We start from the raw sequence: 25,360 nt of genomic DNA, 5'->3' as shown, positions 1-25,360 counted from the left end.
ACAGCGATGACGAAGGTGCGGACCTGCCCGGGGTGCGCCGACAAGGTGTCCGCAGGCGACGCCTTCTGCGAGCGTTGCGGCCACCCCCTGCCCGAGGACGTGCGGCAGGCCCCGGCGGAGAACCCGGACACGGTGCCGACCGGACCCAACCCGGCCGTGCCCGGCCTGGTCCCGGCGGACGGCGGGCCCACGGCGCCGCAGGTGAGCCTGTACGGCGCCGACCGGTACGAGGGCTCGGGGGCGACGTACCCGGGTCCGACGGGCTCGGGGGCGACCGCCTCGGGTTCGACGGGTCCGGGGTCGACGCACTCCGGGCCGACGTACCCGGGTCCGACGGCCTCCGGGGCGACCCCCTCGGGTTCGACGCGGCCGGGGTCCACCCCGTCGGGTTCCACTCCCTCGGGTTCCACGCGGCCGGGGTCCATCCCCTCGGCCCCGACGCCCTCGGGCTCCACGTACCCGGGTTCGACCCCGTCGGGTTCGACCGCCCGCGAGGAGCCCAACCCGCAGGGCGTCTACCGCACCGTCAACCCGGCCGACGTCACGGTCGCCGGGATCATCCCCTCGGACGCGACGCCCTCCGGGGGCACCCGGCCCGCCGGCACGCCCCCCGCGGGCCCCGCCGCGCCCGCCGGGCCCCCGTCCGGCGCCGCGGCGCCCTCGGGCGCCCCGGTGCCGGGCGCGCCCCCCACCGATTCCCCCCGGGGCCCCGGCCGCTCCCTCACCGACAGCCTCGCCGTGGACGACGACTGGGACGCCATCGACTCGCTGGCCACCCAGCCCGTCCGCCGCGACCCGCAACCCCCCGGACCGGCGCCCGAACGGGTCGCCCCCGACTGGCCCCCGCCCACCGGCTCCGAGCCCGTCCAGCCCACCAACCCCGACCTGTGCGTGTGGTGCCCCGGCCGGGTCGTCGACGGCTACTGCGAACAGTGCGGGTTCCTCCAGCCCACCGGCCGCGACCACGTCGAGGTGCGCACCCGCACCGTCGTCGGCGTCAGCGACCGCGGACTCAGACACCGGCGCAACGAGGACGCCATGGCCATCCGGGTCGTCCCCGACGACTCCCCGCACGCCGCCGGAGTGGTGTGCGCGGTGGTCTGCGACGGCGTCTCCAGCTCGCCCCGCTCCGACGAGGCGTCCCGGGTCACCGCCGAGACCGGCGTGACCGTCCTGGCCGAGCAGATGCGGCGGGGCGTCGACGCCCGCGAGGCCACCGGCGTGGCCATGACCCGGGCGGCCGACGCCGTCGCCGCCATCGCCGAATCCCCGAGTTCGGCACCGGCCTGCACCTTCGTCTCCGCCGTGGTGAACCCCGCCACGGGCACCGTCACCGTCGGCTGGGTCGGCGACAGCCGCGCCTACTGGCTCTCCGGCGACCCCGCCGCGACCGTCTCCGCCCTGCTCACCCGGGACGACTCCTGGAGCGAGGCCATGGTGCAGATGGGCGCGCTCTCCCGGGAGGAGGCGATGCGCTCGGCCAACGCGCACGCCCTCATCGCGTGGATGGGCGCCGACTCCGGCGAGATCGACGCGCACATCTCCACCGTCACACCCACCGGACCCGGGACCGTCCTGCTGTGCAGCGACGGCCTGTGGAACTACTACCCCGAGGCACGGGCCCTGACCGAAGCGGTGCCCGGGGCGGGGACCCGCCCCCTGGAGGCGGCCCGCACCTACGTCCGGCTCGCCCTCGAAGGGGGCGGCAAGGACAACATCACCGTCGTCGTCATTCCCGTACCCGCAGGGGGTCCCCGTGTCGAACAGGGCTGAACGCGCCGCCGAGCCGGAGTTCCGGGTGGAGATCGACCAGAACCGGTTCCTGCCCCTGGGCGGGCGGGAGGTGCACGCGGTCGTCAGCGTCACCTCCACCGGTCCGGTGCTCGTCGGCGCGGACATCCGGGCGGCGGAGCTGATCATCATCGACACCTCCGGCTCCATGTACGGGGAGAAGATCAACGCCGCCAAGCAGGCCGCCCGCGCCGCCATCGAGGCGCTGCGCGACGGAGTGCGCTTCGCGGTGATCGCCGGGCACCGCCAGGCCGAGATGATCTACCCCTCCGGGGACCGCCTGGCCACGGTCGACACCGCCACCCGGGCCGAGGCCATGGAGGCCGTCGGCCGCCTGCGCGCCGACGGGGGCACCCGGATGGGCGCCTGGCTCACCCGGGCCGCCGAGCTGTTCGCCACCGTCGACGGCGGGGTCAAGCACGCCATCCTGCTCACCGACGGCCAGAACAACGAGGTCCCGGACGACTTCGAACGGACCCTGCGGCGCATCGCCGGGAGCTTCGTCTGCGACTGCCGCGGCGTGGGCACCGACTGGAAGGTCGAGGAGCTCCGCAAGATCGACGCCGCCCTGCTCGGCGGCGGCCCCGGCATCATCGCCGACCCCGCCGACCTGGCCGCCGACTTCCGGGCGATGGCACAGGCCTCCATGGGCAAGGCCATCGCCGACGTGGCGCTGCGCCTGTGGACGCCCCGGGACGCCGTGGTGCGCTACGTGAAACAGGTCGCCCCCACCGTCCAGGACCTCGGCGACCGCGCCGTGGAGCGGGCCGCCCAGGCCAAGGACTACCCCACCGGTTCCTGGGGTACGGAGAACCGCGACTACCACATCTGCGTGGAGGTCCCCCCGGGCGACCCCGGGCGCCAGATGCGCGCCGGGTGGGTGCGCGTGGTCCTCCCCGGCCCCGACACCTCCCAGGACAGGGTCCTGGCCTCGGGGAACATCCTCGCGGAGTGGACGGCGGACGAGCACAGGGTCACCGAGATCAACCCCCGGGTGGCCCACTACACGGGCCAGGTCGAGCTGGCCCAGGCCATTCAGGACGGATTGGAGGCCCGCCGGGCAGGGGACGAGGACACCGCGACGACGCGGCTGGGCCGGGCCGTCGCGCTCGCCGACGAGACGGGCAACGAGGAGACCGCCAGGCTCCTCAAGAAGGTGGTCGATGTCCTGGACCCGGTCACCGGAACCGTTCGGCTCCGGCCTACCGTCGAAAAGATCGACGAGATGACACTGGACACCAACTCGACCCGGACCGTTCGGACCCGGCCCCGCCCCTCGGGACCGGACGACGGTGCCCCCGGACCCGGGTAGGAGGGACCCATGCCGAGCTGCCCATCCGGGCACCACTCCACGGCGACCGACTTCTGCGACATCTGCGGGCTGCGCCTCCAGGCGTACGAACCCGCACCACCCGCCTGGTCGCAGGGACCGTCGGCGCACACGCCGCCGACCGCCCACGTGCCCCAGCCGCACCGGGCACCGCAGGCCCCGCCGCCGCAGGCTCCACCGCCGCGGCGGTCCGCCGGCGCTCCCAGAGGCGGGCCCTGCCCGGAGTGCTCCACCCCCAGGACTGGGCGGTTCTGCGAGGAGTGCGGCTACGACTTCGCCTCCCACCAGCGCCGGGACCCCGGCAGCGGCTCCTCGGGGATCCGGGTGGGCTGGCGGGCCACCGTCACGGCCGACCCCGCCTACTACCAGTACATGGTGAACCAGGGCATGCTCGACCCCGCCCGCATCTCCTTCCCGGCCGCCATCCAGCCGCGCCGGGTGGACCTGACCGGGGAACGGGTGCACATCGGGCGGGCCAGCGCCAGCCGCGGGTTCACCCCGGAGATCGACCTGGGCGGCCCCGGCGGGGACCCCGCGATCTCCCACATCCACGCGATCCTGGTCGCCCGGCCCGGCGGGACCTGGTCACTGCTCGACCCGGGTTCCACCAACGGGACCACGATCAACGGGACCGACAACCCCGTCGCCCCCAACGTGGAGGTCCCCCTGAACGACAACGACCGGATCTATGTCGGCGCATGGACCGTCATCATCCTCCAGAAGGGGTGAACCCTCGTTGATTCCCTCCTCCACCGCCCCGCCGGAACCGGCCCGCCCCCACGGACCGGCGGAGTCCGACCGCTCCGGGACACGCGGCGGCCGCACCGGGACCTACGCCCGTGACGGGTGGTCCCGGTTCCGGCGGTGGCTGGCCACCACCCCCGCCCGGGTGTGGCTGCTGACCCTGCTGAGCGCCGCGGCGGTCACCGGGCTGTTCGCGTCCGCCGCCTACACCCTCGACCAGGCCCGCACCGGCCTGGACGTGCTCGGCCGCGGCGCCGGACCGCAGGCCATGGCCACCACCGACCTGTACCTGTCGCTGGCCGACATGGACGCCCGCATCGCGGACGTGCTGCTCATGGGCACCGACCACGGCCTCGGCTCCGGGCGCGAGGACGCCCTGGAGCAGTACGAGAGCAGCCGGGAGAAGGCCAACGAGTCGCTGCTCCAGGCGGCGTCGCTCACCGAGGGCGACACCGTGGAGGAGCGCAACGTCCAGGAGGTTCTGGACGGGCTGGGCGCCTACGAACGGCTCGTCACCGAGGCCCTGCTGCGCAACGACGAGGCCCGGGCCGCCCCCGGCGAGGTGGACGCCGCCGCCCTGGAGTCGTACCGGTCGGCGACCCGGCTGATGCACACCGAACTGCTGCCCAAGGCGTTCAACCTCGGACTCGACTCCTCGGCGATCGTGCGCGCCAACCACGAGGACGGCCAGGCCGCGGTCACCCTGGGCCTGCTGTGGGTCGGCGGCGTCGGCGCGGCCGTGCTGCTGTCCCTGCTCGGCCTCCAGGTGTACCTGCGGCTCAAGTTCCGCCGCCGGTTCAACCTGCCGCTGCTCGCCGCCTCCGTGCTCACCGTGGCCCTCACCGCCGGGGTGATCCAGGCCCTGGTCAGCAGCGGCGGACACCAGAGCGACGCCAAGGAGGAGGGCCTGGACGCGGCGATGTCGCTGGCCCGCGGCGGGGCGATCGCCACCGACATGCAGGCCGACCAGAGCCGCTACCTGCTGGACCCCGAGCAGGCCGACAACTACCAGCAGGTGTACCTGGAGCGGTCCCAGCAGGTGCTGTTCCGCCCCGTCAGCAACCTCGCCGACTACTACACCGCCATCGACGAGGTGGCCGACCGCTACCCCGAACTGCCCGGGGCGGACGGCGCCGACCCCGACGACCCCGGCACCCTCGGCTACCTGGGCCGGCGTGCGCACGACGCGCTCCTGCCCGGGCAGGAGGACCGGCTGGCCGACGTGCTCGGCGCCTACAACGAGATCCAGACGCAGGACCGGCTCATGCGCGAGGCGGTCCGCGACGAGGACCTCGAAGAGGCCATCGGCATCCGGATGGCCGTCGCCGACTCGGAGAACGGCACCTTCGCCACCTACGAGGAGGCGCTGGACGGGCTCACCGAGGTGCACCGGGAGGAGTTCTCCCGGGGCATCGACCAGGGCGACGCGGCGCTGGCCCCCTGGGTGTGGCTGCTCCCGGCCGGGTCCCTGCTGCTGCTCCTGCTCGTCGCCCTCGGCGTGCGGCCCCGCCTGGCCGAGTACCGGTGACCGGTGACCGGTGACCCACGGAGAGAAACCCGACCCCCGGATCCCGACCCCCCGAAAGAGACAAGGACAAGGCCGATGAGGTTTCGACACCGCCGCGTCGCCGCCGCGGCCGCACTGGCCGCCACGGCGGTGCTCGGGCTGCCCGCCTGCTCCGCGGTGCTGGGCGGGGAGGAGTCGCTGGTCGACGCGGACTCGCTCGTCGTGGGAGTCAAGTTCGACCAGCCCGGGCTGGGGCTGGAGACCGCGGAGGGCAGCGGCGAGTTCGAGGGCTTCGACGTCGACGTGGCCCTGTACATCGCCGAGCAGCTCGGGATCCCCGCGGAGAACGTGGAGTTCGTCGGGCTCAGCTCGGCCGAACGCGAGGACATGCTGATCGGCGGCGAGGTGGACATGGTCGTGGCGACCTACTCCATCACCCCCGCCCGCAAGACCCAGGTGACCTTCGGCGGCCCCTACTACGTGGCCAAACAGGACGTTCTGGTGAGCGCCGACGCCACCGACATCCAGGGCGCGCGCGACCTGGAGGGCCTGTCCGTGTGCCAGAGCGCGGGCTCCAACTCGGCGGCCCGCATCACCGAGGGCCTGGGGGTGCCGGTGGAGGGGACGGAGCAGGACACCTACAGCGACTGCATCGAGGAGCTGCGGGCGGGGCGGGTGGACGCGGTGTCCACCGACAACCTGATCCTGGCCGGATTCTTCGCCCAGACCCCCGACGCGTTCCGCTTCGTCAACAACCCGTTCACCGACGAGAAGTACGGTGTGGGGCTGCCGTACGGCGACATCGAGGCCTGCGAGGCCGTGAACAAGGCGATCAGCCGGATGTACCAGGAGGGCGACGCCGCCGAGATGCTGGACCGCTGGTTCGGGGAGACCGACCTGGAGATGGTGTACAGCGTTCCCCAGTTCGAGGGCTGCGACTGACCTGCGGTGGTGGCGGTGGGAGCGGCGGGGCCGCTCCCACCGGTGTGTTCGGGGAGGCCGTGGGCCGTGGCGTGCGGTCGCTGGTGGTGGCAGGCGGTCGCAGGTGGTCGCTGGCGGTGGCGGGCAGTGGCCCGCCCGGGGGATATGGCAGATACTGACCCTTATGTAAGGCATTGGGGGCCCAGGATAGGAGTTGTCCGTTGACCATCGTCGAGTTCCTGACCGCGCGTTTGGACGAGGACGAACGCGCGTCGAAGGCCGTACCCGTGGGAGCACGCGGCCGGGACCGGGCGTTGGCCGAAGTCGCCGCCAAGCGCAAGATCGTCCAGGGGTACACGCGCGCGCACCACGCCAGCATGCGCAGCCTCCAGCCGACCATGGCCGGGGCGCCCCCCGTGCCCGCGCGGCAGGGCGAGGACCCCTGGTCCGAGCTGCTGGCCTGGCGGCTGGCGGTGAAGTACCTGGCCGCCGTCTACCGGGCCCATCCGCAGTACGACACCTCCTGGGAGGACTGAACCTCCCTGGGAGGACCGGCCGGCCGGCGGTGCGCCGGAGCCGCTCAGGGCGCCGGAAGCGGCCGGGGTGCTGGAACCGGTCAGGGGCCTGGAGCCGCTCAGGGTGATGGAGCCGGACAGAGGCCTGAGCCTCTCAGGGGGCTGGGACCGCTCAGGGAGCGGCCAGGCCGGGCAGGGCCCGGACCGTCTCCACCAGGTCGGCCCCCGTCGCGTCCGGGGCGCCGAAGACCGCTGGGAACCTGCGCTCCAGATGCGCCGACCAGCCCGTGACCAGCCCCGCGCGGGCCGCTCCCGCCACGTCCCAGCCGTGCGCCGTCACCAGCGCCAGCCGCCCCGGCGCCACGCCCAGGGAGCGCGCCGCCGCCCGGTAGGCCTCCGGGGACGGCTTCCACGCCCGGCCCGGGCCGCCGCCCATGACCCCCTCCACCAGCCCCTCCAGACCGGCCCGCTCCACCAGTTCCAGGGTCGTCGCCGGGCCAGCGTTGCCGAACACCACCGCCCGCAGGTCCGCCTCGCGCACAGCCCTCAGGGCCGCGGCCGCCTCCCGGCGCGGCTCCAGCTCCGACAGCCCGTCCACGATCGTGTCCTCGGCGGCCGGGGCGATCTGGTGGCCGGTGACGTCGCGCAGCGCCGTGCGCACCACGTCCTCGAAGGACCGCCCGCCGCCGACCAGCGCCAGGGCGAACACGTCCCGCGCCAGGTGGTCGGCCCAGCGGGCCATCAGGACCCGGGGGATGCCCGCCTCCCGGAACCGCCACTCCAGCGGAGCCAGGGGGAAGAGGGTGTCGAGGACGTCGAAGGCGACCACGGCCGGGCGTGCGGCCCGGCCCGGGGGGACAGGGGACATCGGTGAGACTCCAGGGGGGAGGAGGGACGTGCCGACCGGAGTCCTACCCCGATCCCCGGGCCCTGTCGCGGTGGTCGCGGTGCTCACGGAGGTGGGCGGCGTTGGTGGGCGGCGTCGTCCGCGCCGCGGACGGCCACGGCGGCATGCGGTAGCCGCTCCGGAGGCGTGCGGTGGCCGCGGCGATCGCTCCGGTAGCGGTCGCGGCGGCGGGGCCATCACCTGCGCCGCGGGTGGGCCCGGCGGCGGCGCGGTGGCCGCTCTGGCGGCGTGGGGTGGCAAAGGCGGTCGCTCCGGTAGCGGTCGCGGCGGTGGGGGTGACGGCCCGTGGCGGGACCGTCGCCTGCGTCGCGGGTGGGCCCGGCGGCGGCGCGGTGGCCGTTCCCGGGTGTCGACGGTGTTCGCGGCGATGCCCCGCGGTGGTCGCTCCGGCGGCGGCCATGGTGGTGGTCGCTCCGGCGGTGGCGGCTCCGGCAGCGGTCACGGCGGCGGGGGTTGTTCGCGGGCGGGGGCTCAGAGGCGTTTCAGGAGGGGGATCTGCTCCACCGCCCACGGGCTGAGCAGCCACGGGGTGCGCTCGGCCACCGCCACCAGGTCCTCCCAGCGGGTCCAGGCGAACTCGGCGACCTCGGCCGGGTCCGGGTCCGGGACGTCGTCGGCCAGCGCCCAGAACACCGGGCAGAACTCGTTCTCCACGATCCCCTCCGCCGACACCGCCCGGTACCGGAAGTCCGGCAGCGCCGGGCGCACCTCGGACAGGGACAGCCCCAGTTCCTGGCCCGCCCGGCGGCGCACCGCCGCCTCCAGGTCCTCGCCCGGCGCCGGGTGGCCGCAGCAGCTGTTCGTCCACACACCCGGCCAGGTGGTCTTGCCCAGGGCGCGGCGGGTCAGCAGGATCCGCCCGGAGGAGTTCCGGACATAGCAGGAGAACGCCAGGTGCAGCGGGGTGTCGGCGGTGTGCACCGTCGCCTTGTCCGCCGTCCCCACCCGCTGGTGGTCGTCGTCGAGCAGCACCACGAGCTCGCGCTCGGCGGCCATCGGTCGGATCACTGGACTCCCCCCGTCCGCGGTGTACCCGCGTCACCTGTGTCCCTCCATGGTCACCCGTCCCGGACACCGTTTCGTGCGCATAAGGTTCCTCTGGGCGAAGAGTCACGCCCGGCAGGACGTCCAGTGGAGTGAGCGGATGACGGAGACGAACACGGTGGCCGCCCAGGAGGCAGGGTCCATCGACCCCGAGCAGATGCGGGTGTGCCTGGACGTGATCGCCCGGGTCGGCGCGCTGCCCAGCGACCACCCCGACTCCCTCACCCTCCAGCGGGCCAGTGCCAAGCTGTTCAAGGCGGTCAAGGAGACCCGCCGCAGGGAGCGCCGCGACGCGCGCAAGGCCCACGACGACGCGGTGCTCGCCGCGACCGCCACCGCCGCCCCCGACCGCATCGACGACGAGACCAACGGGCGGGCCCTCAGCAGCGGCAGCACCGGGGAGCTCGCCGGGGTGCTGCGCAAGGCGCGCGGGTGCTACATCTGCAAGCAGAAGTACCGCGAGGTCGACGCGTTCTACCACCAGCTGTGCCCGGACTGCGCCGCGTTCAACAGGGAGCGCCGCCACGCCCGCACCGACCTGACCGGGCGGCGGGCCCTGCTCACCGGCGGCCGCGCCAAGATCGGCATGTACATCGCGCTGCGGCTGCTGCGCGACGGGGCGCACACCACCGTCACCACACGGTTCCCCAACGACGCCGTCCGCCGGTTCGCCGCCATGCCCGACAGCGACCGGTGGCTGCACCGGCTGAACGTCGTCGGCATCGATCTGCGCGACCCCGCCCAGGTGCTGCGCCTGGCCGACGAGGTGGCCGCCCAGGGCCCGCTCGACATCCTCATCAACAACGCCGCCCAGACGGTGCGCCGCTCCCCGGCCTCCTACGGGCCGCTCATCGAGGCCGAGGCCCACCCCCTCACCGGCGGCCACCTGCCGCGCCCGCTCGTGCTGGGCGGGGTGGGTCAGTTTGCCCTGGAGTCCTCCGACGCCCTGGACCGCAACGCGCTCACCCCCGAGATGCTCACCTCGCTGGCGCTCACCACCGGGTCGGCGTCGCTGGAGCGGGTGCGCGCGGGCACCGCCGTCGACGCCGGGGGGCTGCTGCCCGACCTGGCCGCCGACAACAGCTGGACCGACCGGATCGGCGACATCGAGCCCGTCGAGATGCTCGAAGTCCAGCTGTGCAACGTCACCGCGCCGTTCCTGCTGGTGGACCGGCTGCGCCCGGCGCTGGCCGCCTCGACCGCGCGGCGCACCTACATCGTCAACGTGTCCGCCATGGAGGGGGTGTTCGGCCGCGGCTACAAGGGTCCGGGCCACCCGCACACCAACATGGCCAAGGCGGCGCTCAACATGCTCACCCGCACCAGCGCCCAGGAGATGCTGGAGGCCGACGGCATCCTCATGACCAGCGTCGACACCGGGTGGATCACCGACGAGCGGCCCCACCCCGACAAGGAGCGGATGGCCGAGGAGGGGTTCCACGCGCCCCTGGACCTGGAGGACGGGGCCGCGCGTGTGTACGACCCCATCGTCCGGGGCGAGCTCGGCGAGGACCTGCACGGCTGCTTCCTCAAGGACTACGCGCCCGCCGCCTGGTGACCCCCACCCGCTGACCGTGACCCCACCCGGTGACCGCGGCCTGGTGCCCGAGGCTTGCCCGAGTGGCCCCGGCGCTCCGGCCGCTGGAGCTTGGCCCCGGCGGCGGTCGACTGCCCCGGCGGCGCGGTGGTCCGGCCGCTCGGGCACCCGGCGGCCCGGCCGACGGAGCCCGGGTCCGGCGGCGGCCGGTGGCTGCGCCCGGCGGCCCCGGGCCCAGAGGGGCCGGGACGGCCGGGTCCGGCGTCGGCTCATGGCTGGAGGATGAGGCGGACCGGTGAGCCGATCCGCTTCTCCAGACGTTCCACCGCCGCTGGTGCCTCCTCCAGGGGGAAGGTGCCGCTGATCGAGGTGGAGAAGTCCAGGCGGCCCGCCCGGACCAGCTGCACGAGCTGGATCACGTGTTCGGCCTCCGAGCCGTAGTGGCCCAGGATCTGCTGCTTGAGGTAGCTGAACCGGGTGCCGTCCTTGACCTCCAGGGGTTCGTCGGTGAGGCCCACCAGGACCAGGCGGCCGTGCTCGCCGAGCACCTGGAGCGCCTGCTCGCGCACCACCGGCACCCCCGCGAAGTCGAACGCCACCGCCAGCCCGTGGCCGTCGGTCAGCTCGCCGACCTTCGCCAGGAAGTCCGGGGCGGTGGAGTCCAGGGCCACGTCCGCGCCGAAGTCCAGGGCCCGTTCCCGGGCCTGCGGGTCGGGGTCGGCGGCGATGATCGGCGCCGCGCCCACCAGGCGCAGCAGTTTCACCGCGTGGGCGCCCAGACCGCCCACACCCCACACGGCCACCGCCTCGGCCGGGCCGACGTCACCGGTGGTGGTGACCGCGGCCCACGGGGTGGACACCGCGTCCGGGATGATCGCCGCCTGTTCGAAGGGCAGGTCGTCCGGGAGGGGGACCAGGGTCTCCTCGTCGGCGAGCGCGTACTCCGCCCAGCCGCCGTCGTAGTCCACACCCCGGGTGAGCACCCGGCCGTGGTGGTCGACCTGGCCCGCCTGGAGCGCCACACGTTCGCCCACCTCGGTGTCGACGACCTCCGGGCCGAGCTCCTCGACCACCCCCGCCACCTCGTGCCCCAGGGTGACCTCGTCGCCCTCCAGGTAGAGCGGTTCGAGCGTGCCGTCGATGAGGTGCACGTCGGACAGGCACACCCCGGCGGCCTTCACCCGCACCAGGACCTGCCCGCGCCCGGGGACCGGCCGGGGCACCTCCTTGACCTCCAGGGTGTTGGTCCGCACGTTGAGCCGGGCAGCGCGCATCGTCGCCATGGCAGAGCCTCGCAGAAGTCGTGATCGTCCTTTTTCCCCCGGTTCCGGGGGTGTGCCACCACGATCCTGCGCGGTGGGTCGAACGGGATCCAGGGGGGATCGTGTGGCGGGTCAGGGTTTCGTCAAAGGCCGGGCCCGCGCTCACTCGACGTGCCCGTTGCGGAAGGCCCAGGCGACCAGCTCGGTGCGGTTGCGGGTGCCCAGCTTGGTCTGGATGCTGGTCAGGTGGGACTTGACCGTGCTCAGCGTGACGTGCAGCTGCGCGGCGATCTCGGTGTTGGTGCGGCCCAGCGCCACCGTCCGGGTGATCTCCAGCTCCCGTGCGGTGAGCCCGCCGTCGTCGCGTACCCGCACCGGCCCGCCGCCGGTGGCGAAGTGCCGGATCAGCCGGACGGTGATCGCCGGTGAGATGAGCGCGTCGCCCCGCATCGCGGCCCGCACCGCCTCCACCAGCAGCCCGGCCCCGGCGTCCTTGAGCAGGAAGCCGACGGCGCCCGCGGACAGCGCCTCGTTGACGTACTCGTCGAGGTCGAACGTGGTCACCACGACCACCTTGACCGGGTCGGCCGCCAGCCGCCGGGTGGCCTCCAGGCCGTCGATACCCGGCATGCGGATGTCCATGAGGACCACGTCGGGGCGCCGCTCCCGGGCGAGCCGGACGGCCTCCAGGCCGTCCCCGGTCTCGCCGACCACCTCGATGTCGTCCTCGGCCTCCAACATGTAGCGGAATCCCGTCCGCACCATCTGCTGGTCGTCCGCCAGCAGGACCCTGATCGCCATCCGGCACCCCCGTTCCACCTTCACTGTGCCCGGTCCGGAGCCGTCCCGGCGGTTATCCACAGGGTCTTTCCGGGAGGTGGACGTGCACCTCCCAGCCGCCGCCGCCCGGACCGGCGGTCAGCCCACCGCCCAGCAGCCGCGCCCGCTCCGCCATGCCCACCAGCCCGAAGCCGCCTCCGCCGCCCGACCCGCGGCCGTTGTCGCGCACCGCCATGCGCACCCCGTCCCCGGTCCCGGCCTCCACCTCGACCGACACCAGCGAGGCGCCGCGCGCGTGGCGTCTGGCGTTGGTGACCGCCTCCTCGGCGATCCGCACCAGCGCGGTGCCCACCTCGGGCGCCAGTCCGGTCAGGGAGCCGTCGACCCGCACCTCCACCTCCAGGCCGCCCACGGTGCCCGCCAGCCGGGCCAGGCCCTGCGCCGCGTCCGGCACCGGTGGCGCCTCATCGGGTTCGCGCAGCCGCGACACCAGGGAGCGCATCGCCTCCAGGGCACGCGCCCCGGCCGCCTCGATCTCGGGCAGCGCCCGCACCGCGGCCTCGGGTCTGGTGTCGGCGATCCGGCGCAGCGCCTGCGCCTGGACGACGATCCCGGTGACCTCGTGGGCCACCACGTCGTGCAGGTCGCGGGCGACCGCCAGCCGCTCCTGGGTCCGCGCCCGCTCCACGTGGTACTCCCGCTGGTACCGGCGCCACCGCAGGTACAGCCCCGGTGCCAGGCCCACCGCGACCAGCAGCAGGGCCGAGGTGAGGGAGTCGCCCGAGCCCTCCCGGAGCCGGTCGGAGGCCGCCGCCAGGAAGGCCGCGGCCGACACCGCGCCGATCCACCGGGCGTCGCAGCGCAGCGCCGTGACGGCCAGGGCCAGCAGCAGGGCGAACGCCTCGGAGACCGCGATGGGGTACCCGAACATCCCCTTGGGCTGTGGCCACAGCGCCAGCGAGGCGGCCGCCACCACCAGCGGCACGGCCAGCGCCGCCCAGCCGGTGGCCGCCGCCCCGGCCCGTGGCCGCAGCGCGAGCAGCACCAGCCCCCCGGCCACCGCGCCCGAGGTCGCGGGCAGCCAGTCCCACGGCCCGTGCGGCGGCCCCGGCCACGTGTCCGCCGCCAGCCCGCTGCGCACGGTCAGCAGGTCCGCGACGACGGCCAGCGCGAGCACGACGCCCGCGCCACCCCAGAGGATCCGCTCCCCCAGAGGGCCGCCGAGCACCTCGACGATCCTGTTCAGCCCCATGTCCTTCAGCCTAGGGCGCGGCCCTTTTCCCGCCCTCGGCCGAAAGTACGAGATCCGGGACCGCACTTTCGGCCGATGCGGCCCCCCGGGCCCGCCCACCACCCTTGAAAAGGTCGGCGCATCCCGCACCGACACCACTACCGACACCCACCGCCGACACCCACGCGGGCCGTCGCCCGGGAGAGGTGCCCCACCAGTGGGTCCTCCCGCAACGGGCGCGGTCGCCCCGTGGACGGCCTCCCGGAGCGGCCGCCCACGCCGGCGCGGAGCAGCCCGTACGGGCCCCGGCCGCGGAGTCCCCGTACGGGCCGTCCCGTTGCGCGGCGGCCCCGGGGGGCGCGGCATGGGCGTTCGCACGGGTGGAGGCGGCGGGGCGCGGCAGGACCAAGGCATCCGGCGGGGCATGGCGGGCCGGGGAGACGACGAAGGGGAGTCCGATGGCAGGAGAGCAGATGACGGAGACGGCCGGGACCGGGGAGGTGCGACCGCCGGCGGCCGGGGCGGCACGGCCGCCCGCGGCGCGGCGACGGGTGGAGTTCCTCGACGTCGCGCGGGCGCTGGCCATGATCGGCGTGGTCATGATGAACGTGACCGTCGTCGTCTTCTCCGCGGAGAGCGCGGGGGAACGGCCCCTGGGCACCGCCGCCTCGGCGGTGGACGGGGTGCTGTCGCTGCTCATGTCGGGCAAGGCCCGGGCCATGCTCATGGTGCTGCTCGGCATCGGCGCTGTCCTGGCCTGGAAGGCCGCGGACGGGCGCGGCGAACGGCCGCTCGCGCTGATGCTGCGCCGCTACGTCGCGCTCGGCCTGCTGTTCGGCCTGCCGCACCTGCTGGTGTTCTCCGGCGACATCCTCACCCACTACTCCATCACCGCACTGGTGCTGGCGCCGCTGATGCCGGTCCTGCTGGCCGGCGGCCGGGGACGGCCGCTGATCGCCGCGGCGATCGCCTTCGCGGCGGCGCCCTTCGTCGAGAACCTCGTACCGCTCCCGGGCGAGTGGTCGGTGCTGTTCCTGATGGTCCCGCAGACCCTCGGGTTCTTCTGCGTCGGGGTCTGGCTGGCCCGGCGCCCCGAGCTGGACCCCGCGCGGTCGGGGGAGCCCTCCCGGCTGCCCGCGGCCATGGTGTGGGTCGGCCTGGCCGGGCAGATCCTGGGCATCGGCCTGATGTTCGGCTCCGACCTGCTGTTCCCCATGGAGTTCGGCGCCGACGGGGTGCCGGTGCTCGGCCCGGAGGGGATGCCGGTGGTGCACCCGGCCGCGCACCTGCTCACCTCGTTCGCCGGCACCCTGATGGGGCTGGGCGGCGCCCTGTTCTACCTGGGGCTGGTGTGGTGGCTGATGCGCAGACGGCGCGGTGCGGCACGCGCCCTGGGTGCGCTCGCCCCGCTGGGACGCATGACGCTCACCGTCTACCTGGGCAGCACGGCGGTGTTCCTGCTGGTGATGGGCCCCTGGGAGACACAGATCCCGATGCTCGCCCAGCACGCGCTGGCCGCCGGGTACTTCGCGGTGATGCTGGTGTTCGCCCGCCTGTGGTCGGCCCGCTTCCGCTACGGACCGCTGGAGTGGCTGTGGCGCATGCTCACCCACCTGCGCGTCCTGCCACTCCGCCGCAGACCGAGCCCCGCCCAGGCCTCCTAGCCCTCCCGGCCCACCGCCGTTCGCCCCGCCGGAAGATCTCGCCCGCCCATCTAGGCAGCCGACCGGTATCGGCCCGCCCGCTCCGCCGCCGGGCAGCAGAGATCGGTTCCCCCGGGGGCGGATCCCGCCGACCGGCTCGCTCGGGCCACCGGCCGGCGACGGGCGAGGTCGCCTCGGCGGTCGGGCACCGGTGGGCGGAGCGCGGCGCGGGACTCGCGGGCGACCGGCGCTCCCCTCGGGGGCGGGGCGCCGGTCACGGGAGGTGCCGGGTGGGCAGCCGGTGCGGGCGGGGTCAGCCGCCGGCGACGGAGGGGAGGATGCGGATGTCGGTGCCCTCGGGCACCGGGGTGTCCAGGCCGTCGAGGGCCCGGCACTCCTCGGCGTCCACGAACACGTTGACGTACCGGCGCAGGCGGCCCTGCTCGTCGCGGATGCGCCGGTCCAGGCCGGGATGCTCGGACACCAGGCCGTCCAGCACGTCGCGCAGCACCGCCGCCGGGCCGACGTCCACGGGCAGGTGGGCGGCGCCCCCGGCGTCCGCCCGCAGCAGACCGGGAAGGTGGACCGTCACGCTCACCTCACACCTCCGTCGCACGCACGCACAGGACATCGGGCAGGTGCGCGGCCACCCGGTGCCAGGGGCCGCCATCGTCGGCCGCGTACACGTCGCCGCCCCGGGTACCGAAGTAGAAGCCCGGGGAGTCGGCCCCGTCCGTACAGGCGGCGTCGCGCAGCACGATGCCGAAGTACGGCTCCTCCGGGAGCCCCTCGACGGCCGGGATCCACCGCCCGCCGCCGTCGTCGGTCCGGTACACGCCCAGCCGGTGTTCCGGCGGCAGGTGCACCTCCTGGCTGACCACCGGGAAGTTCAGCGCCGTGCCCGGCAGGTGGGGGTGCGCCACCACCGCGAACCCGAAGTCGGTGGGCAGCCCCTCCTCGACCGCCCGCCAGCCCTCCCGGGCGGGGTGCTCGGACCGGTAGACGCCGTGGTGGTTCTGGGCGTACATCGACCCGTCGGGGGCCAGCGCCACCTTGTGCACGCACTGGCCGTACTCGGGCTCGTCCTCGGGCAGGAAGACCGCGGAGATGCCCCGGTTGGCCGGTGCCCAGCTCGATCCGTCGTCCCGGGTCTGGTAGACCCCGCCGGTGGACATGGCCACGGTCATCGCCTCGGGCGAGCGCTCGCCGCTGCCCAGCACCCCGGGCAGGATCGTGTGCACCGCCCCGCCGCCCGCGCCGGGGAACCAGTCGGCCCGGTGCGGGTGGTCCCACAGGGCGCGGACCAGATCGAAGCTCTGCCCGCCGTCGGCGGACCGGAACAGCGCGTGCGGCTCCACCCCGGCGTGGACGACACCGGGCGTGTCCCCGAACGCGAACTGCCAGACCCGCGTGAGCGAGGCGTCGGTGTCCTCGGGAAAGACCAGCGGGGCGGCCGCGGGTTCCCGCCAACTCTCCCCGGCGTCGTCGCTGTACCAGACACTCGGGCCGAAATGCGAGCTTTCCGCACCGGCCAGGATGCGCCCGCTGTGCGGGTCGATCCCGACCGCGTACACGGCGCTCATACTCGCGTAGTCGGCGCTGTCGAGCCGGTGCGGGCCGCGCACCTCCCAGGTGCGCCGGTCCTCGCCGGTGGCGGTGAAGAGGCCTTTGCGTGTGCCGATGACCAGTAAATACGTCATGCTCGGCTCCGTATCGTGAAGCGGATCACCCCACTCTTGCACGGTGCGGCGACAAACGGGGAGACAGACCGAGGGAGGTTCGGGGTTCCGGTCATCTATGAGCCTTCAATAGTTAGGAACCCGAACGATTTACCGTGGGTGGCGAATTGGTGTCGCCGGGAAATGTCGTCCCGCGGAGGCCATAACCTCCACATGGTCGGAAACCTTATGGGCAAGGGGATTCGTCTATCGAGGGTACGGCGGTTGTCAGACCAGGGTCGCTCTGCAATAAAATTCCGGCCCAACCGGCGTCACCGTACGGGACGGGGCCTGAGCCCGTGCGGATGCGTTCCAAAACCCCACTCAGGCTCAGACGACTTCCCGCTCTCCCGGCCCTCAGGGGGCGTTTCGGGACTACCGTCCCAATGGTCCCACGCCCCAGGTGGAACCGGGTCCACTCGATAGGGTCCGCCTCATGCATCACCCCCCCGACACACTTCACGCCCGCAAACGCCGCAAGGCCCGGGCCATGATCGTGTCAGCCGCCTTCCAGCTCTTCGCCGAGCACGGATTCGACAACGTCACGGTCGCCGCCATCGCCGAGCGCGCCGAGGTGGGTCGCACGACCTTCTTCCGCTACTTCGGCGACAAACAGCAGGTGCTGTTCGCCGACGAGGGCGCGGAGGTCGAGCGCCTGTGCACCTACGTGCGCGACAAGGCTCCCAGGCCACTGGGAGACGACCTCGGAGCCGCCGTCGAGCTGCTGAGGGAGGCCTGCGTCGCCGCCCGTCCGCACGCCGCACTCTCCCCGGCGCACTCGGTCGTCCTGGTGCGGCTGCTGCGGGAGAGCACCGACCTGCGCTCCCGCTACCTGCTCACCCGCCAACAGCGGGCGACCCGACTCTCCGGAGCGCTGATGGAGGTCGGCGCCCCGGAGAACGTGGCCGTCCTGGCCTCGCACATCGCCATGGCCTGCGAGCTGACGGCCATGCGCCTGGCCCAGAGTCCGGACGTCTTCCCGGACCGCATGGACGAGGCCTACACGCTGCTGGGCTCGCTGAGCGGCGGTTCCGGCTGAGGGAAAGGGGACTCAGACGTCGTATTCGCGGACCAGGCGTGTGAGCCTGCGGCCGAAGAACACGACGACGACCAGTCCGACCGCACCGATGAGGGCATAGGGGGCGCGCAAAGCGCCCTCATGCCCCGTCAGCGGGGTGAGGGCGGCGATCATCACCCCGCCCGCCGCCATGCCCAGTGCACTGACACCCCAGCTCACTGTGCGCATGGCGGCGTTGACCCGGCCCAGCAGCCGGTCGGGTGTGATGCGCTGGCGGATGGAGGTCATCGCCACCGCGTAGCCGAGGATCAGCCCGCTGGCCAGCAGGTATCCACCGGCGACCACGGGGGTGGCCGGCAGCGCCGCGATCACGCAGTAGACCAGGCTGGTGGCGGCCAGGCAGACCACCGGCAGCGTGCCGTGCGGGAGCACCGACCGCAGCCGGGCCACCGACTGGCCGCCGACGACCCCGCCGACCGCGGCGAACGCCATCATCAGGCCGAACCCGACCGGCCCCAGGCCGAGCACGTTTTGCATGAACAGCACCTGGGTGGACAGGGCGGTGGCGTAGCACCCGTTGACGAACAGGGCGATGCCCGCGACCAGCCGCAGCAGCGGCTGCCGCCGGATCGCCCGCACCCCCTCGGCCAGGTCCGCGCCGACACCCCGCAGCCCCCGCCGCCGCGGAACGGCCGCGCCCTGCCCGGTGCCCGGCGCGCCCCCGGCCGGTTCGCCGCGCCCTGCGGCGTGTGCGCGCCCCGCCCTGCCGCCGCCCCCGGCCGGGTCCACCGCACGCACCCGCAACAGCGCCAGGACCGACACCACCAGCGCCACGGCGTTGACCACGAACGGCGCGAACAGCCCGAGGGTCAGGAGCAGGCCGCCGATCGGCCGCCCGCCGAACTCCTGGACGACCAGCGCGCCGGTGCGCACGTGCCCGTTGGCGCGCTCCAGCCGCTCCCGGGGGACCAGCGAGGCGACGACCGTCTCCGCGGCGGTGTCGTAGCAGACCTCCAGCGCGCCGAAGCAGAACGCGAACACCACCAGCAGCGGTACCGACGCCGCCCCGGAGAACACCACGGCGGCCAGCGCCGCCCACAGGACCAGCCGGACGGTCCCGGCCCCGGCCATCACGGGGATGCGGGGCAGCCGGTCGATGAGCACCCCGGCGGGCAGCGCCAGCAGCAGCCAGGGCAGTCGCCCGGCGGTGGCCACCGCGGCGACCAGTACCGGGTCGGAGGTGAGGGAGGAGGCCAGCCACGGCATCGCGATCATGGCGACGCCGTCGCTCAGGTTCGCGGCCAGCGCGGCCGACCAGAACGCCCAGAAACGCCCGCCGAGCGAGCCTTCGGCGGTGGCCGACCGCGGACCGGGGGAGGACTCGGAGGGTTCGGAGGACACGGGAGGATCACCGGACCTTTCCGGCCCGGCTGCGGCGGGGGCGCCACGGGGGCGGGGAACCGGGCCTCGCAGCCACCCTAAGTCCCCGTCCGGAACACCCCGTGACCGGTACCGGCCCGTCCGGTTCCGCCGAAAGTCTGGTGCCCGCCACCGATCTCGGCCAGGATGGGCGCCGTGAGCGGCACGCACAACACCTCCCAAGGCACCATTCACGGCACTCTCATCCAGATCGGCACCGTGCACGGTGCCGTGGGGCTCGGGCAATCAGAGCGTCGAGCCGTGCGCATCCTGCCCCGGCGGACCTCCCGGTTCCAGAACCGGGAGGCGGAGCTTGCTCGGCTCGACGACTTCCTGGCCCAGGCAGGGGAGGAGGACGGCCGTCGCCTGTGCTGTGTGGTGGGGCCGCCCGGGGTGGGCAAGACCGCCACCGTTGTCACCTGGATCAACCAGAACCGCGAGCACTTCGGGCACGCCCAGATCGCAGTCCCCTGCGGGGGCGACCCGGGCGAGGGCGCCGGCCGGGGGATCGAGGAGGTCTGCGACCAGTACTTCCGGCAGATGGGCGTGGACACCGACGCCCCCGGGTTCGACACCCTGGAGGGTAAGCTGCACCGTTTCCGGCAGCACACCGAGGGCCGCCCGGTGGTCGTGCTGCTGGACGATGTCCGTTCGGCCGCGCAGGTGGAGCCGTTCCTGCCGGATCTGCCGGGCATGGTGGTCATCACCACCAGCCGCACCCCGATCAAGGGCCTGGGGCTGCACGCGCCCTTCTCCCTGCCGATCGAGCCTTTGGCCGATGAGGCGGTGGCGGCGCTGCTGCGCGACATCGTGGGGAACGAGGAGCGCCTCGTCGACGGGGCGGCGTTCGCCCGCCTGGTCGCGCTCTGCGAGGGTATCCCGCTGATCGCGGGGCACGCCGCCTCCCTGCTCCACGACCGCAGCACCCTGTCCGTCGCCGAGCTGGTGGCCCGGATGGAGGAGTCGGGGCGGCTCACCCTCCTGGAGGAGTCGGTGGAGAGCGTCCAGCGGCCCGCCGCGGTCTTCGACGTCTTCTACGACGAGCTGCCGCAGGACGCCGCGTACCTGTACCGGGCGCTGGGTTCGCACCCCACCAGGGACTTCGACCGCTGGCTGGTGCATGCCCTGTTCCCCGGTGCCGTGAAGGAGGCGGACGCCGCCTTGGACCTGCTGGCCGGGCGCAGCCTGGTGAAGCAGGCCCCGGGCGGGCGCCACATCATGGAGGACCTCACCTACGAGCACGCGGGGCTGACCGCCCGCGGGCGCGGCACCGCGCAGGAGCGGGCGCGGGTGCGGGACCTGGTCGCCTCCTATTACCTGCACGGTGCGGTCGCCGCCGACACCGCGGGACGCTGGAAGCTGGGACCGCTGTACACGAAGCCCTCCCCGGTGCCGCTGCCCGATTTCCGCGCGGCGAACAAGGTCCACCAGGACGCCGCGGCGACACCCGGGGACCTCGAACCCTGGCTGGGGCACCGCCGCCGGGTGCGCGACCGCAGCGCAGAGTGGGTCTCCGGCCCGGTGGATCGCGGTCCCACCTCCCACGAGTGGTTCGAGGCCAACCTCGACGCGATCATCGCCTGTACGAGCCGGTCCGGCAGGATCTGGGACGGGAGCCTCCCCGAGCCGGGGTACGCCTGGCAGGCCGCCGAGGCGACCAACGCCTTCTTCGCGGCCTACGGACACTGGGACGCACGGGCCACCGTCCTCGCCCTGGGCACAGAGGACGCCGAGGCCTGTGGGAACCAGGACGCGATCGCCCGCATGCACGCCCAGTGGGGTGAGGCCCTGCTGGGCCGGGGTCGCCTGGACGAGGCGGAGGAGCACCTGCGCCGCTCCCTGGAGGCCGCCTCCCACCGGGACGCGAAGAGGGTCCACGGCAAGGGCGCGGCCCTGGAGTGGCTGGGCATCCTGGAGCGCCGCCGCGGGAACCCCGACGCCGCCGACGCGCTCCTGGACGGGTCCCTGCCTTTCCTGGACCACTCCCGGGCCCGGCCCATCGCCCTGCACCACATGCACAAGGGCGACGTCGCGCTGCTGCGCGGCGACGAGGCGGCGGCGCTGGACCGGTACAGGAAGTCCGCGGAGTGGTTCCGCAAGCACGCGGACGAGAAGGGCCCGGACTTCGCCAACGAGGGCAAGGTCCTGTTCAACCAGGCCCGCCTTCTCGGAGACGCCGAACGGGCGCTCGCCCCGCTGGAGGCGGCCCTGGAGCGGTTCGTGAAGGCGGACCGCGCCCGTCAGGTGGGCAAGGCCCTGGAACTGCTGGGCGACCTGGCCTCTGGGGAACAGGCCCGTGGGCTCTGGGAGCACGCCCTGGAGGTCTACGGCCTCATCGCCGACACCGCCGCCGTCGAGCGGGTCGCCGCCAAACTCGCCGGGCTCCCCTAGAGTTCCCGGGCGGCCGCCAGCGCGGCCTCGACTCCTTCGTCGAAGCGCAGCACCCGGGTCACCCGGCCGCCGTGGACCTCGAAGAGGGTGGCGGTGGCGACCGGGGCCGTCCCGGGGACGTGGTCGGGGCGGCCGGGCCAGGTGGCGTCCTGGGCGACCACGGTCCGCCGACCGTCCACGGGGAACACCCCGGTCGGCTCCAACCGGATACCGGAGGCGCCGACCCAGTCCAGGAGGACTGCGATGCCCCGGGCCGAGCCCCGGGGGCCGCCGACCTCCACGTCCTCCGCGGTGAGGGCGCGGACCGCGTCGAGGTCACGGGTGTTGACCGCCGCGTGCCAGCGGTCGAGGGTTGCGGGCAGCGGGTCCATGTGCGCCTCCAGATGTATGCGATCCGCATGCTTCTCCACTAGTGTATGCGAAACGCATACAAGAAGGGTGGGGCGATGGCCGGGCACGAGGACGGTCCCGGGCGGCTGCTCTTCCGGTTCGTACGCCACTGGGCGCGCGGCTGGAACGGCACCGACGGGGACGACGCGAACGGCCGTGACGTGATGGTGGTCGAGGCGGTGGCCGACCTGGGGGACCGGGCGACGGTGAACGCGGTGGCCGGGGAGCTGGGCATCGACCAGTCGGGGGCGAGCCGCATGGTGGCGGGGGCCGTCGAACGCGGTCACCTCCGCAAGGAGGCCGCGCCCGGCGACCGCCGGGCGCGCGTCCTGGTGGTGACGGAACAGGGCGTGGAACTGCTCCGGTCCGCCCGGCGCTGGCAGGAGGCGGTCTTCGCCGAACTGGCCGAAGATTGGCCGCAGGAGGACGTGCGGACCTTTCAGCGGCTGATGGCCGCGCTCATGGAACGGGATCGTCACCGGCGGGACGTAGACCGACGGTGACGGTGCGCTCGGCGGACACGCGCAGCCGCAGCGACCCCAGGGCGGCGACCGACTCCCGGGTGGGCGGGGTGTCGGCGCAGACCATCCGCTCGGCCAGGACGCTCGCCGCGAGGTGGTGGTCGTCCGGCAGCGGCGGGTCGAAGCGCAGGGCGAACACATCGCCGCCGCGGGTGCGCAGCTCCACCCCGTCGGGTGCGTGGACGGCGGTGACCCGGGTGCCGGGCCGGTGCGCGAACACGGTGTCCGACCACCGCCCGGCCGCGGCGGGCAGGGTGTCGCGGGCGGCGGTGAACACGTCCGCCGCCGCGGCCAGCCGGTGGTCCGGCTCGTCGTCGGAGCAGACGAGGGCCGCGTCCCCGGGCCCCTGGGGCAGGACGGCCGCGGGGGTGCGGCGGACCCGCAGGACGCCGGGTTCACCGGGGGCGGGCTCGACGGCGGTCCACAGCGAGCCCGGTCCTCCGCGCCGGATCTCCGGTACCGGAACGGCGAGCCGGGGCGGGCGCCCGGGCGGCGGCGCGGCGCCCATCATCCGGTAGGCCCGGGCGCGGATGAGGTCGAGGGAGGCGCCGGGGGCGGAGCTGACCCAGGTCTCGGCGACGGCGCGGGTGCGCTCGCGCAGTTCGGCGGCCTTGGCGAGCTGGGGGCGCAGCGGGGCGTGCCGGTCGAGGGGGAGTGCGGTCGTGTAGAGGCGGCCGAGGCCGCTGCGCGGGTCGACGGCCGCGCGGCCCTCGGGTGCGAGGAGGACGGGTCTGCCCAGTGCGGCGGCGTAGACGCCGACGGAGCCGTGGTCGGAGATGACGTGGTCGGCGGCGACGACGGCGGCCCGCCAGCCCTCGTCGGGCGGGATCAGCAGCAGGCCGGAGCGCAGGGCTTCGGCGAGCCAGGATTCGATCTGGCGCCGTCCGTGTGCGGCCCACACGTTGGGGTGGAGGATGAGCGCGACCTGGAATTCGTCGTGGGGGAGTTCGGCGATGATCTCGGGAATGTAGGAGGGGTCGATGCCGAAAAGGGATTCGTGTTTCCAGGTGGAATTGATGGTGATGAGCGTGCGCTCGGGGTGGGGCAGGAGGGCGCGCCGGTAGTGGAGGATGCGGGGCAGGCTGGCGAGGAGGCGGTCGTGGCAGGGGTCGCCGGCGAGGAAGGCGAGGGGTAGGGCGTCGGGGCAGCCTTCACGGAGCCGGTCGAGTTGTTCGTGGTGGGAGAGGGCGATGGCGCCGGGGACGAGTCTGCCCTGGTGTTTGAGGGTGCCGTCGGACAGGCCGAAGACCTCCCGGCTCCCGGCTCCCGGCTCCCGGCTCCCGGCTCCCGGCTCCCGGCTCCCGGCTCCCGGCTCCCGGCTCCCGGTGCTATTCCAGTGTTTATTGTATCCGTTTCCGTGGGGCAGCCGCAGGATTTTGGAATGGATTTCGTGGAGGTCGTCGCCGAGGCTCGCGGCGACGACGAGGTCGAATTCCATTTCCCGCGCGGTCTCCCAGGGCAGTGGTTCGAGTCCGTTGGCGCGCAGGTGTTCGTCGACTCCGGCGGCGAAGACGCCGCCGGTGGTGCGGGCGCAGTGGAGCTGGACGCGGGGGTCGTCGAAGGCGGGCAGCACGTCGGCGATGCGGGTGGCGCAGGTGAGGCTGTGGACGACGAGCAGCACGTCGAGGCGGGTGTGCACGGTGCCCCAGTCGGGGGTCAGGGCGAGGGGGCGGGCCGCCTCGCGGCGTCCCGGTCCGGGATCCCGTTCCACGTTGTCGCTCACAAGCCGGTGAGCCTATCGATACCGGAGTCGCCGCGACAAAGCCCCTGTTCGCGGCCCCTGTTCACAAGGTTCCGCCGAACCGGGCACGAACTCGCGGGGCGCACCCCCTGGATTTACTTGGACGTCCAACTATATGGTGGGGCGCACAGGCCCGCGGTGTCAGGGAAGCCGGTGAGAATCCGGCACGGTCCCGCCACTGTGACCGGGGAGCGTCCCCCACGAAGCCACTGGTGAGAACCGGGAAGGCGGGGGAGTCGCGCAGAACCGGGAGTCAGGATACCGGCCGTGGGTTTTCGAGTACGTGCGGTCCACGAGGATGGAGCGAACACGCATGACGACGCAGCGCGCCCACGGCACCCGTCCACGGCGAGCGACCACAGCGACCCCGCGGCATCACTGAACCCACCGCCCCGCCACCCCGGGGCGGCGGTCGGCCGTGCCACCGCACACGGCCCCCGTTCCGCATGCCGCTTCTCATGCCTCGCCTCCGTGACCTCCACAAGAGAGACGGATGACCCATGGTCCAAGTCCTGACGCACTTCGTCCACGGCGAACGCGTCCCCGGCCGCTCGGCGGCGCTGGGCGACGTCTTCGACCCCAACACCGGCACGGTCCAGGCCCGCGTGCCGCTGGCCGACCGGGCCGAGACCGAGTCGGTCATCGCCGACGCGGTCGCCGCCCAGGCCGAGTGGGCCTCCTGGAACCCGCAGCGCCGGGCCCGGGTGTTCCTGAGGTTCCTCCAGCTGGTCGAGCCCGAGCGCGAGGCGATCGCGCGCCTGCTCTCGGCCGAGCACGGCAAGACCGTCCCCGACGCCCACGGCGACCTCCAGCGCGGACTGGAGGTGGTCGAGTTCGCGGCGGGCATCCCGCACCTGATCAAGGGCGAGTTCACCGACAACGCCGGAACCGGCATCGACGTCCACTCGCTGCGCCAGCCGTTGGGCGTGGTCGCAGGCATCACCCCGTTC

General features: G+C 73.9%; 22 protein-coding genes and 1 riboswitch. Of the genes, 12 read left to right on the top strand and 10 right to left on the bottom strand.

The window, feature by feature from the left end; genetic code table 11:
* The first annotated feature begins 6 nt into the window (after window positions 1-6).
* The 6 genes from ACJOT3_RS12135 (at window position 7) to ACJOT3_RS12110 (ending at window position 6,829) form a co-directional block, all read left to right on the top strand.
* On the top strand, window positions 7-1,773 hold the full coding sequence (locus tag ACJOT3_RS12135) for a PP2C family protein-serine/threonine phosphatase (RefSeq protein WP_406971989.1): 1,767 nt from the start codon (window positions 7-9) through the stop codon (window positions 1,771-1,773).
* Window positions 1,757-3,103 (top strand): vWA domain-containing protein, encoded by a 1,347-nt coding sequence (locus tag ACJOT3_RS12130; RefSeq protein ID WP_406971987.1) that lies wholly within the window; start codon window positions 1,757-1,759, stop codon window positions 3,101-3,103. The genes ACJOT3_RS12135 and ACJOT3_RS12130 overlap by 17 nt, the downstream gene beginning before the upstream one ends.
* A 9-nt stretch (window positions 3,104-3,112) precedes the next feature.
* Window positions 3,113-3,850 carry an FHA domain-containing protein gene (locus ACJOT3_RS12125; protein ID WP_406971985.1) on the top strand — a complete coding sequence of 246 codons (738 nt, stop codon included), beginning with the start codon at window positions 3,113-3,115 and terminating at the stop codon, window positions 3,848-3,850.
* Window positions 3,810-5,393 (top strand): GlnX family signal transduction membrane protein, encoded by a 1,584-nt coding sequence (locus tag ACJOT3_RS12120; protein WP_406971983.1) that lies wholly within the window; start codon window positions 3,810-3,812, stop codon window positions 5,391-5,393. Before ACJOT3_RS12125 ends, ACJOT3_RS12120 begins: the two co-directional genes overlap by 41 nt.
* 75 nt (window positions 5,394-5,468) lie before the next feature.
* The gene (locus tag ACJOT3_RS12115; RefSeq protein ID WP_406971981.1) at window positions 5,469-6,314 is read left to right on the top strand and encodes a glutamate ABC transporter substrate-binding protein; all 846 of its coding nucleotides are present in this window, start codon (window positions 5,469-5,471) and stop codon (window positions 6,312-6,314) included.
* A 200-nt stretch (window positions 6,315-6,514) separates the two neighbouring features.
* Window positions 6,515-6,829: a DUF6221 family protein gene (locus tag ACJOT3_RS12110; protein ID WP_406971979.1), complete on the top strand. Its 315-nt coding sequence runs from the start codon at window positions 6,515-6,517 to the stop codon at window positions 6,827-6,829.
* 151 nt (window positions 6,830-6,980) lie between these two features.
* Here ACJOT3_RS12110 and ACJOT3_RS12105 read toward each other — a convergent pair whose 3' ends face one another.
* Together ACJOT3_RS12105 and idi are read right to left on the bottom strand one after the other, a co-directional pair.
* Window positions 6,981-7,676, bottom strand: coding sequence for an HAD family hydrolase (locus tag ACJOT3_RS12105; protein ID WP_406971977.1), 696 nt, complete (start codon window positions 7,674-7,676; stop codon window positions 6,981-6,983).
* A gap of 510 nt (window positions 7,677-8,186) precedes the next feature.
* Complete coding sequence (gene idi, locus ACJOT3_RS12100; RefSeq protein ID WP_406972019.1) at window positions 8,187-8,711, bottom strand: isopentenyl-diphosphate Delta-isomerase; 525 nt, start codon at window positions 8,709-8,711, stop codon at window positions 8,187-8,189.
* Between the two features lie 148 nt (window positions 8,712-8,859).
* On the opposite strand from idi, the gene ACJOT3_RS12095 reads away from it, so the two are divergent.
* Window positions 8,860-10,317, top strand: a complete 1,458-nt coding sequence (locus tag ACJOT3_RS12095) for an SDR family NAD(P)-dependent oxidoreductase (RefSeq protein ID WP_406971975.1) — start codon at window positions 8,860-8,862, stop codon at window positions 10,315-10,317.
* A gap of 248 nt (window positions 10,318-10,565) precedes the next feature.
* Here the strand turns inward: ACJOT3_RS12095 and ACJOT3_RS12090 are convergent, their stop codons facing one another.
* The 3 genes from ACJOT3_RS12090 to ACJOT3_RS12080 all read right to left on the bottom strand — a co-directional run bounded on the left by ACJOT3_RS12090 (window position 10,566) and on the right by ACJOT3_RS12080 (window position 13,590).
* On the bottom strand, window positions 10,566-11,579 hold the full coding sequence (locus ACJOT3_RS12090) for a zinc-binding dehydrogenase (protein WP_406971973.1): 1,014 nt from the start codon (window positions 11,577-11,579) through the stop codon (window positions 10,566-10,568).
* Window positions 11,580-11,720: 141 nt separating this feature from the next.
* Window positions 11,721-12,359 carry a response regulator transcription factor gene (locus ACJOT3_RS12085; protein ID WP_406971971.1) on the bottom strand — a complete coding sequence of 213 codons (639 nt, stop codon included), beginning with the start codon at window positions 12,357-12,359 and terminating at the stop codon, window positions 11,721-11,723.
* Between the two features lie 52 nt (window positions 12,360-12,411).
* Window positions 12,412-13,590 carry a sensor histidine kinase gene (locus ACJOT3_RS12080; RefSeq protein WP_406971969.1) on the bottom strand — a complete coding sequence of 393 codons (1,179 nt, stop codon included), beginning with the start codon at window positions 13,588-13,590 and terminating at the stop codon, window positions 12,412-12,414.
* 452 nt (window positions 13,591-14,042) lie between these two features.
* Between ACJOT3_RS12080 and ACJOT3_RS12075 the strand changes: the two genes are divergently transcribed.
* Window positions 14,043-15,233 carry a DUF418 domain-containing protein gene (locus tag ACJOT3_RS12075; protein ID WP_406971967.1) on the top strand — a complete coding sequence of 397 codons (1,191 nt, stop codon included), beginning with the start codon at window positions 14,043-14,045 and terminating at the stop codon, window positions 15,231-15,233.
* A 292-nt stretch (window positions 15,234-15,525) separates the two neighbouring features.
* Here the strand turns inward: ACJOT3_RS12075 and ACJOT3_RS12070 are convergent, their stop codons facing one another.
* Complete coding sequence (locus tag ACJOT3_RS12070; RefSeq protein WP_406971965.1) at window positions 15,526-15,810, bottom strand: ubiquitin-like small modifier protein 1; 285 nt, start codon at window positions 15,808-15,810, stop codon at window positions 15,526-15,528.
* Between the two features lies 1 nt (window position 15,811).
* A complete protein-coding gene (locus ACJOT3_RS12065) occupies window positions 15,812-16,912 on the bottom strand; it encodes a WD40/YVTN/BNR-like repeat-containing protein (RefSeq protein ID WP_406971963.1) in 1,101 nt (366 codons plus the stop codon).
* A 454-nt stretch (window positions 16,913-17,366) separates the two neighbouring features.
* Between ACJOT3_RS12065 and ACJOT3_RS12060 the strand changes: the two genes are divergently transcribed.
* Window positions 17,367-17,969 carry a TetR/AcrR family transcriptional regulator gene (locus ACJOT3_RS12060; RefSeq protein ID WP_406971961.1) on the top strand — a complete coding sequence of 201 codons (603 nt, stop codon included), beginning with the start codon at window positions 17,367-17,369 and terminating at the stop codon, window positions 17,967-17,969.
* 12 nt (window positions 17,970-17,981) lie between these two features.
* Here the strand turns inward: ACJOT3_RS12060 and ACJOT3_RS12055 are convergent, their stop codons facing one another.
* Window positions 17,982-19,349: an MFS transporter gene (locus tag ACJOT3_RS12055; RefSeq protein WP_406971959.1), complete on the bottom strand. Its 1,368-nt coding sequence runs from the start codon at window positions 19,347-19,349 to the stop codon at window positions 17,982-17,984.
* 279 nt (window positions 19,350-19,628) lie between these two features.
* On the opposite strand from ACJOT3_RS12055, the gene ACJOT3_RS12050 reads away from it, so the two are divergent.
* On the top strand, window positions 19,629-21,758 hold the full coding sequence (locus ACJOT3_RS12050; protein ID WP_406971957.1) for an AAA family ATPase: 2,130 nt from the start codon (window positions 19,629-19,631) through the stop codon (window positions 21,756-21,758).
* Here the strand turns inward: ACJOT3_RS12050 and ACJOT3_RS12045 are convergent.
* Window positions 21,755-22,129 carry a nuclear transport factor 2 family protein gene (locus tag ACJOT3_RS12045; protein WP_406971955.1) on the bottom strand — a complete coding sequence of 125 codons (375 nt, stop codon included), beginning with the start codon at window positions 22,127-22,129 and terminating at the stop codon, window positions 21,755-21,757. The two genes, ACJOT3_RS12050 and ACJOT3_RS12045, sit on opposite strands and share 4 nt — an antisense overlap.
* Window positions 22,130-22,174: 45 nt before the next feature.
* On the opposite strand from ACJOT3_RS12045, the gene ACJOT3_RS12040 reads away from it, so the two are divergent.
* The gene (locus ACJOT3_RS12040; protein ID WP_406971953.1) at window positions 22,175-22,651 is read left to right on the top strand and encodes a MarR family winged helix-turn-helix transcriptional regulator; all 477 of its coding nucleotides are present in this window, start codon (window positions 22,175-22,177) and stop codon (window positions 22,649-22,651) included.
* Here the strand turns inward: ACJOT3_RS12040 and ACJOT3_RS12035 are convergent.
* Window positions 22,608-24,392 carry a hypothetical protein gene (locus ACJOT3_RS12035; protein ID WP_406971951.1) on the bottom strand — a complete coding sequence of 595 codons (1,785 nt, stop codon included), beginning with the start codon at window positions 24,390-24,392 and terminating at the stop codon, window positions 22,608-22,610. The two genes, ACJOT3_RS12040 and ACJOT3_RS12035, sit on opposite strands and share 44 nt — an antisense overlap.
* 117 nt (window positions 24,393-24,509) lie before the next feature.
* A riboswitch (cobalamin riboswitch) is annotated at window positions 24,510-24,694 on the top strand.
* 216 nt (window positions 24,695-24,910) lie between these two features.
* Here ACJOT3_RS12035 and ACJOT3_RS12030 point away from each other — a divergent pair.
* Window positions 24,911-25,360: aldehyde dehydrogenase family protein (locus ACJOT3_RS12030; protein WP_406971949.1), on the top strand; the 450-nt coding region annotated here is incomplete at its 3' end.

The sequence above is a fragment of the Nocardiopsis protaetiae genome, assembly GCF_045446735.1.
Lineage (GTDB): Bacteria > Actinomycetota > Actinomycetes > Streptosporangiales > Streptosporangiaceae > Nocardiopsis > Nocardiopsis protaetiae.
Note: the sequence above shows the minus strand (reverse complement) of the source record. Positions and strands in the feature narration are given on the sequence as shown.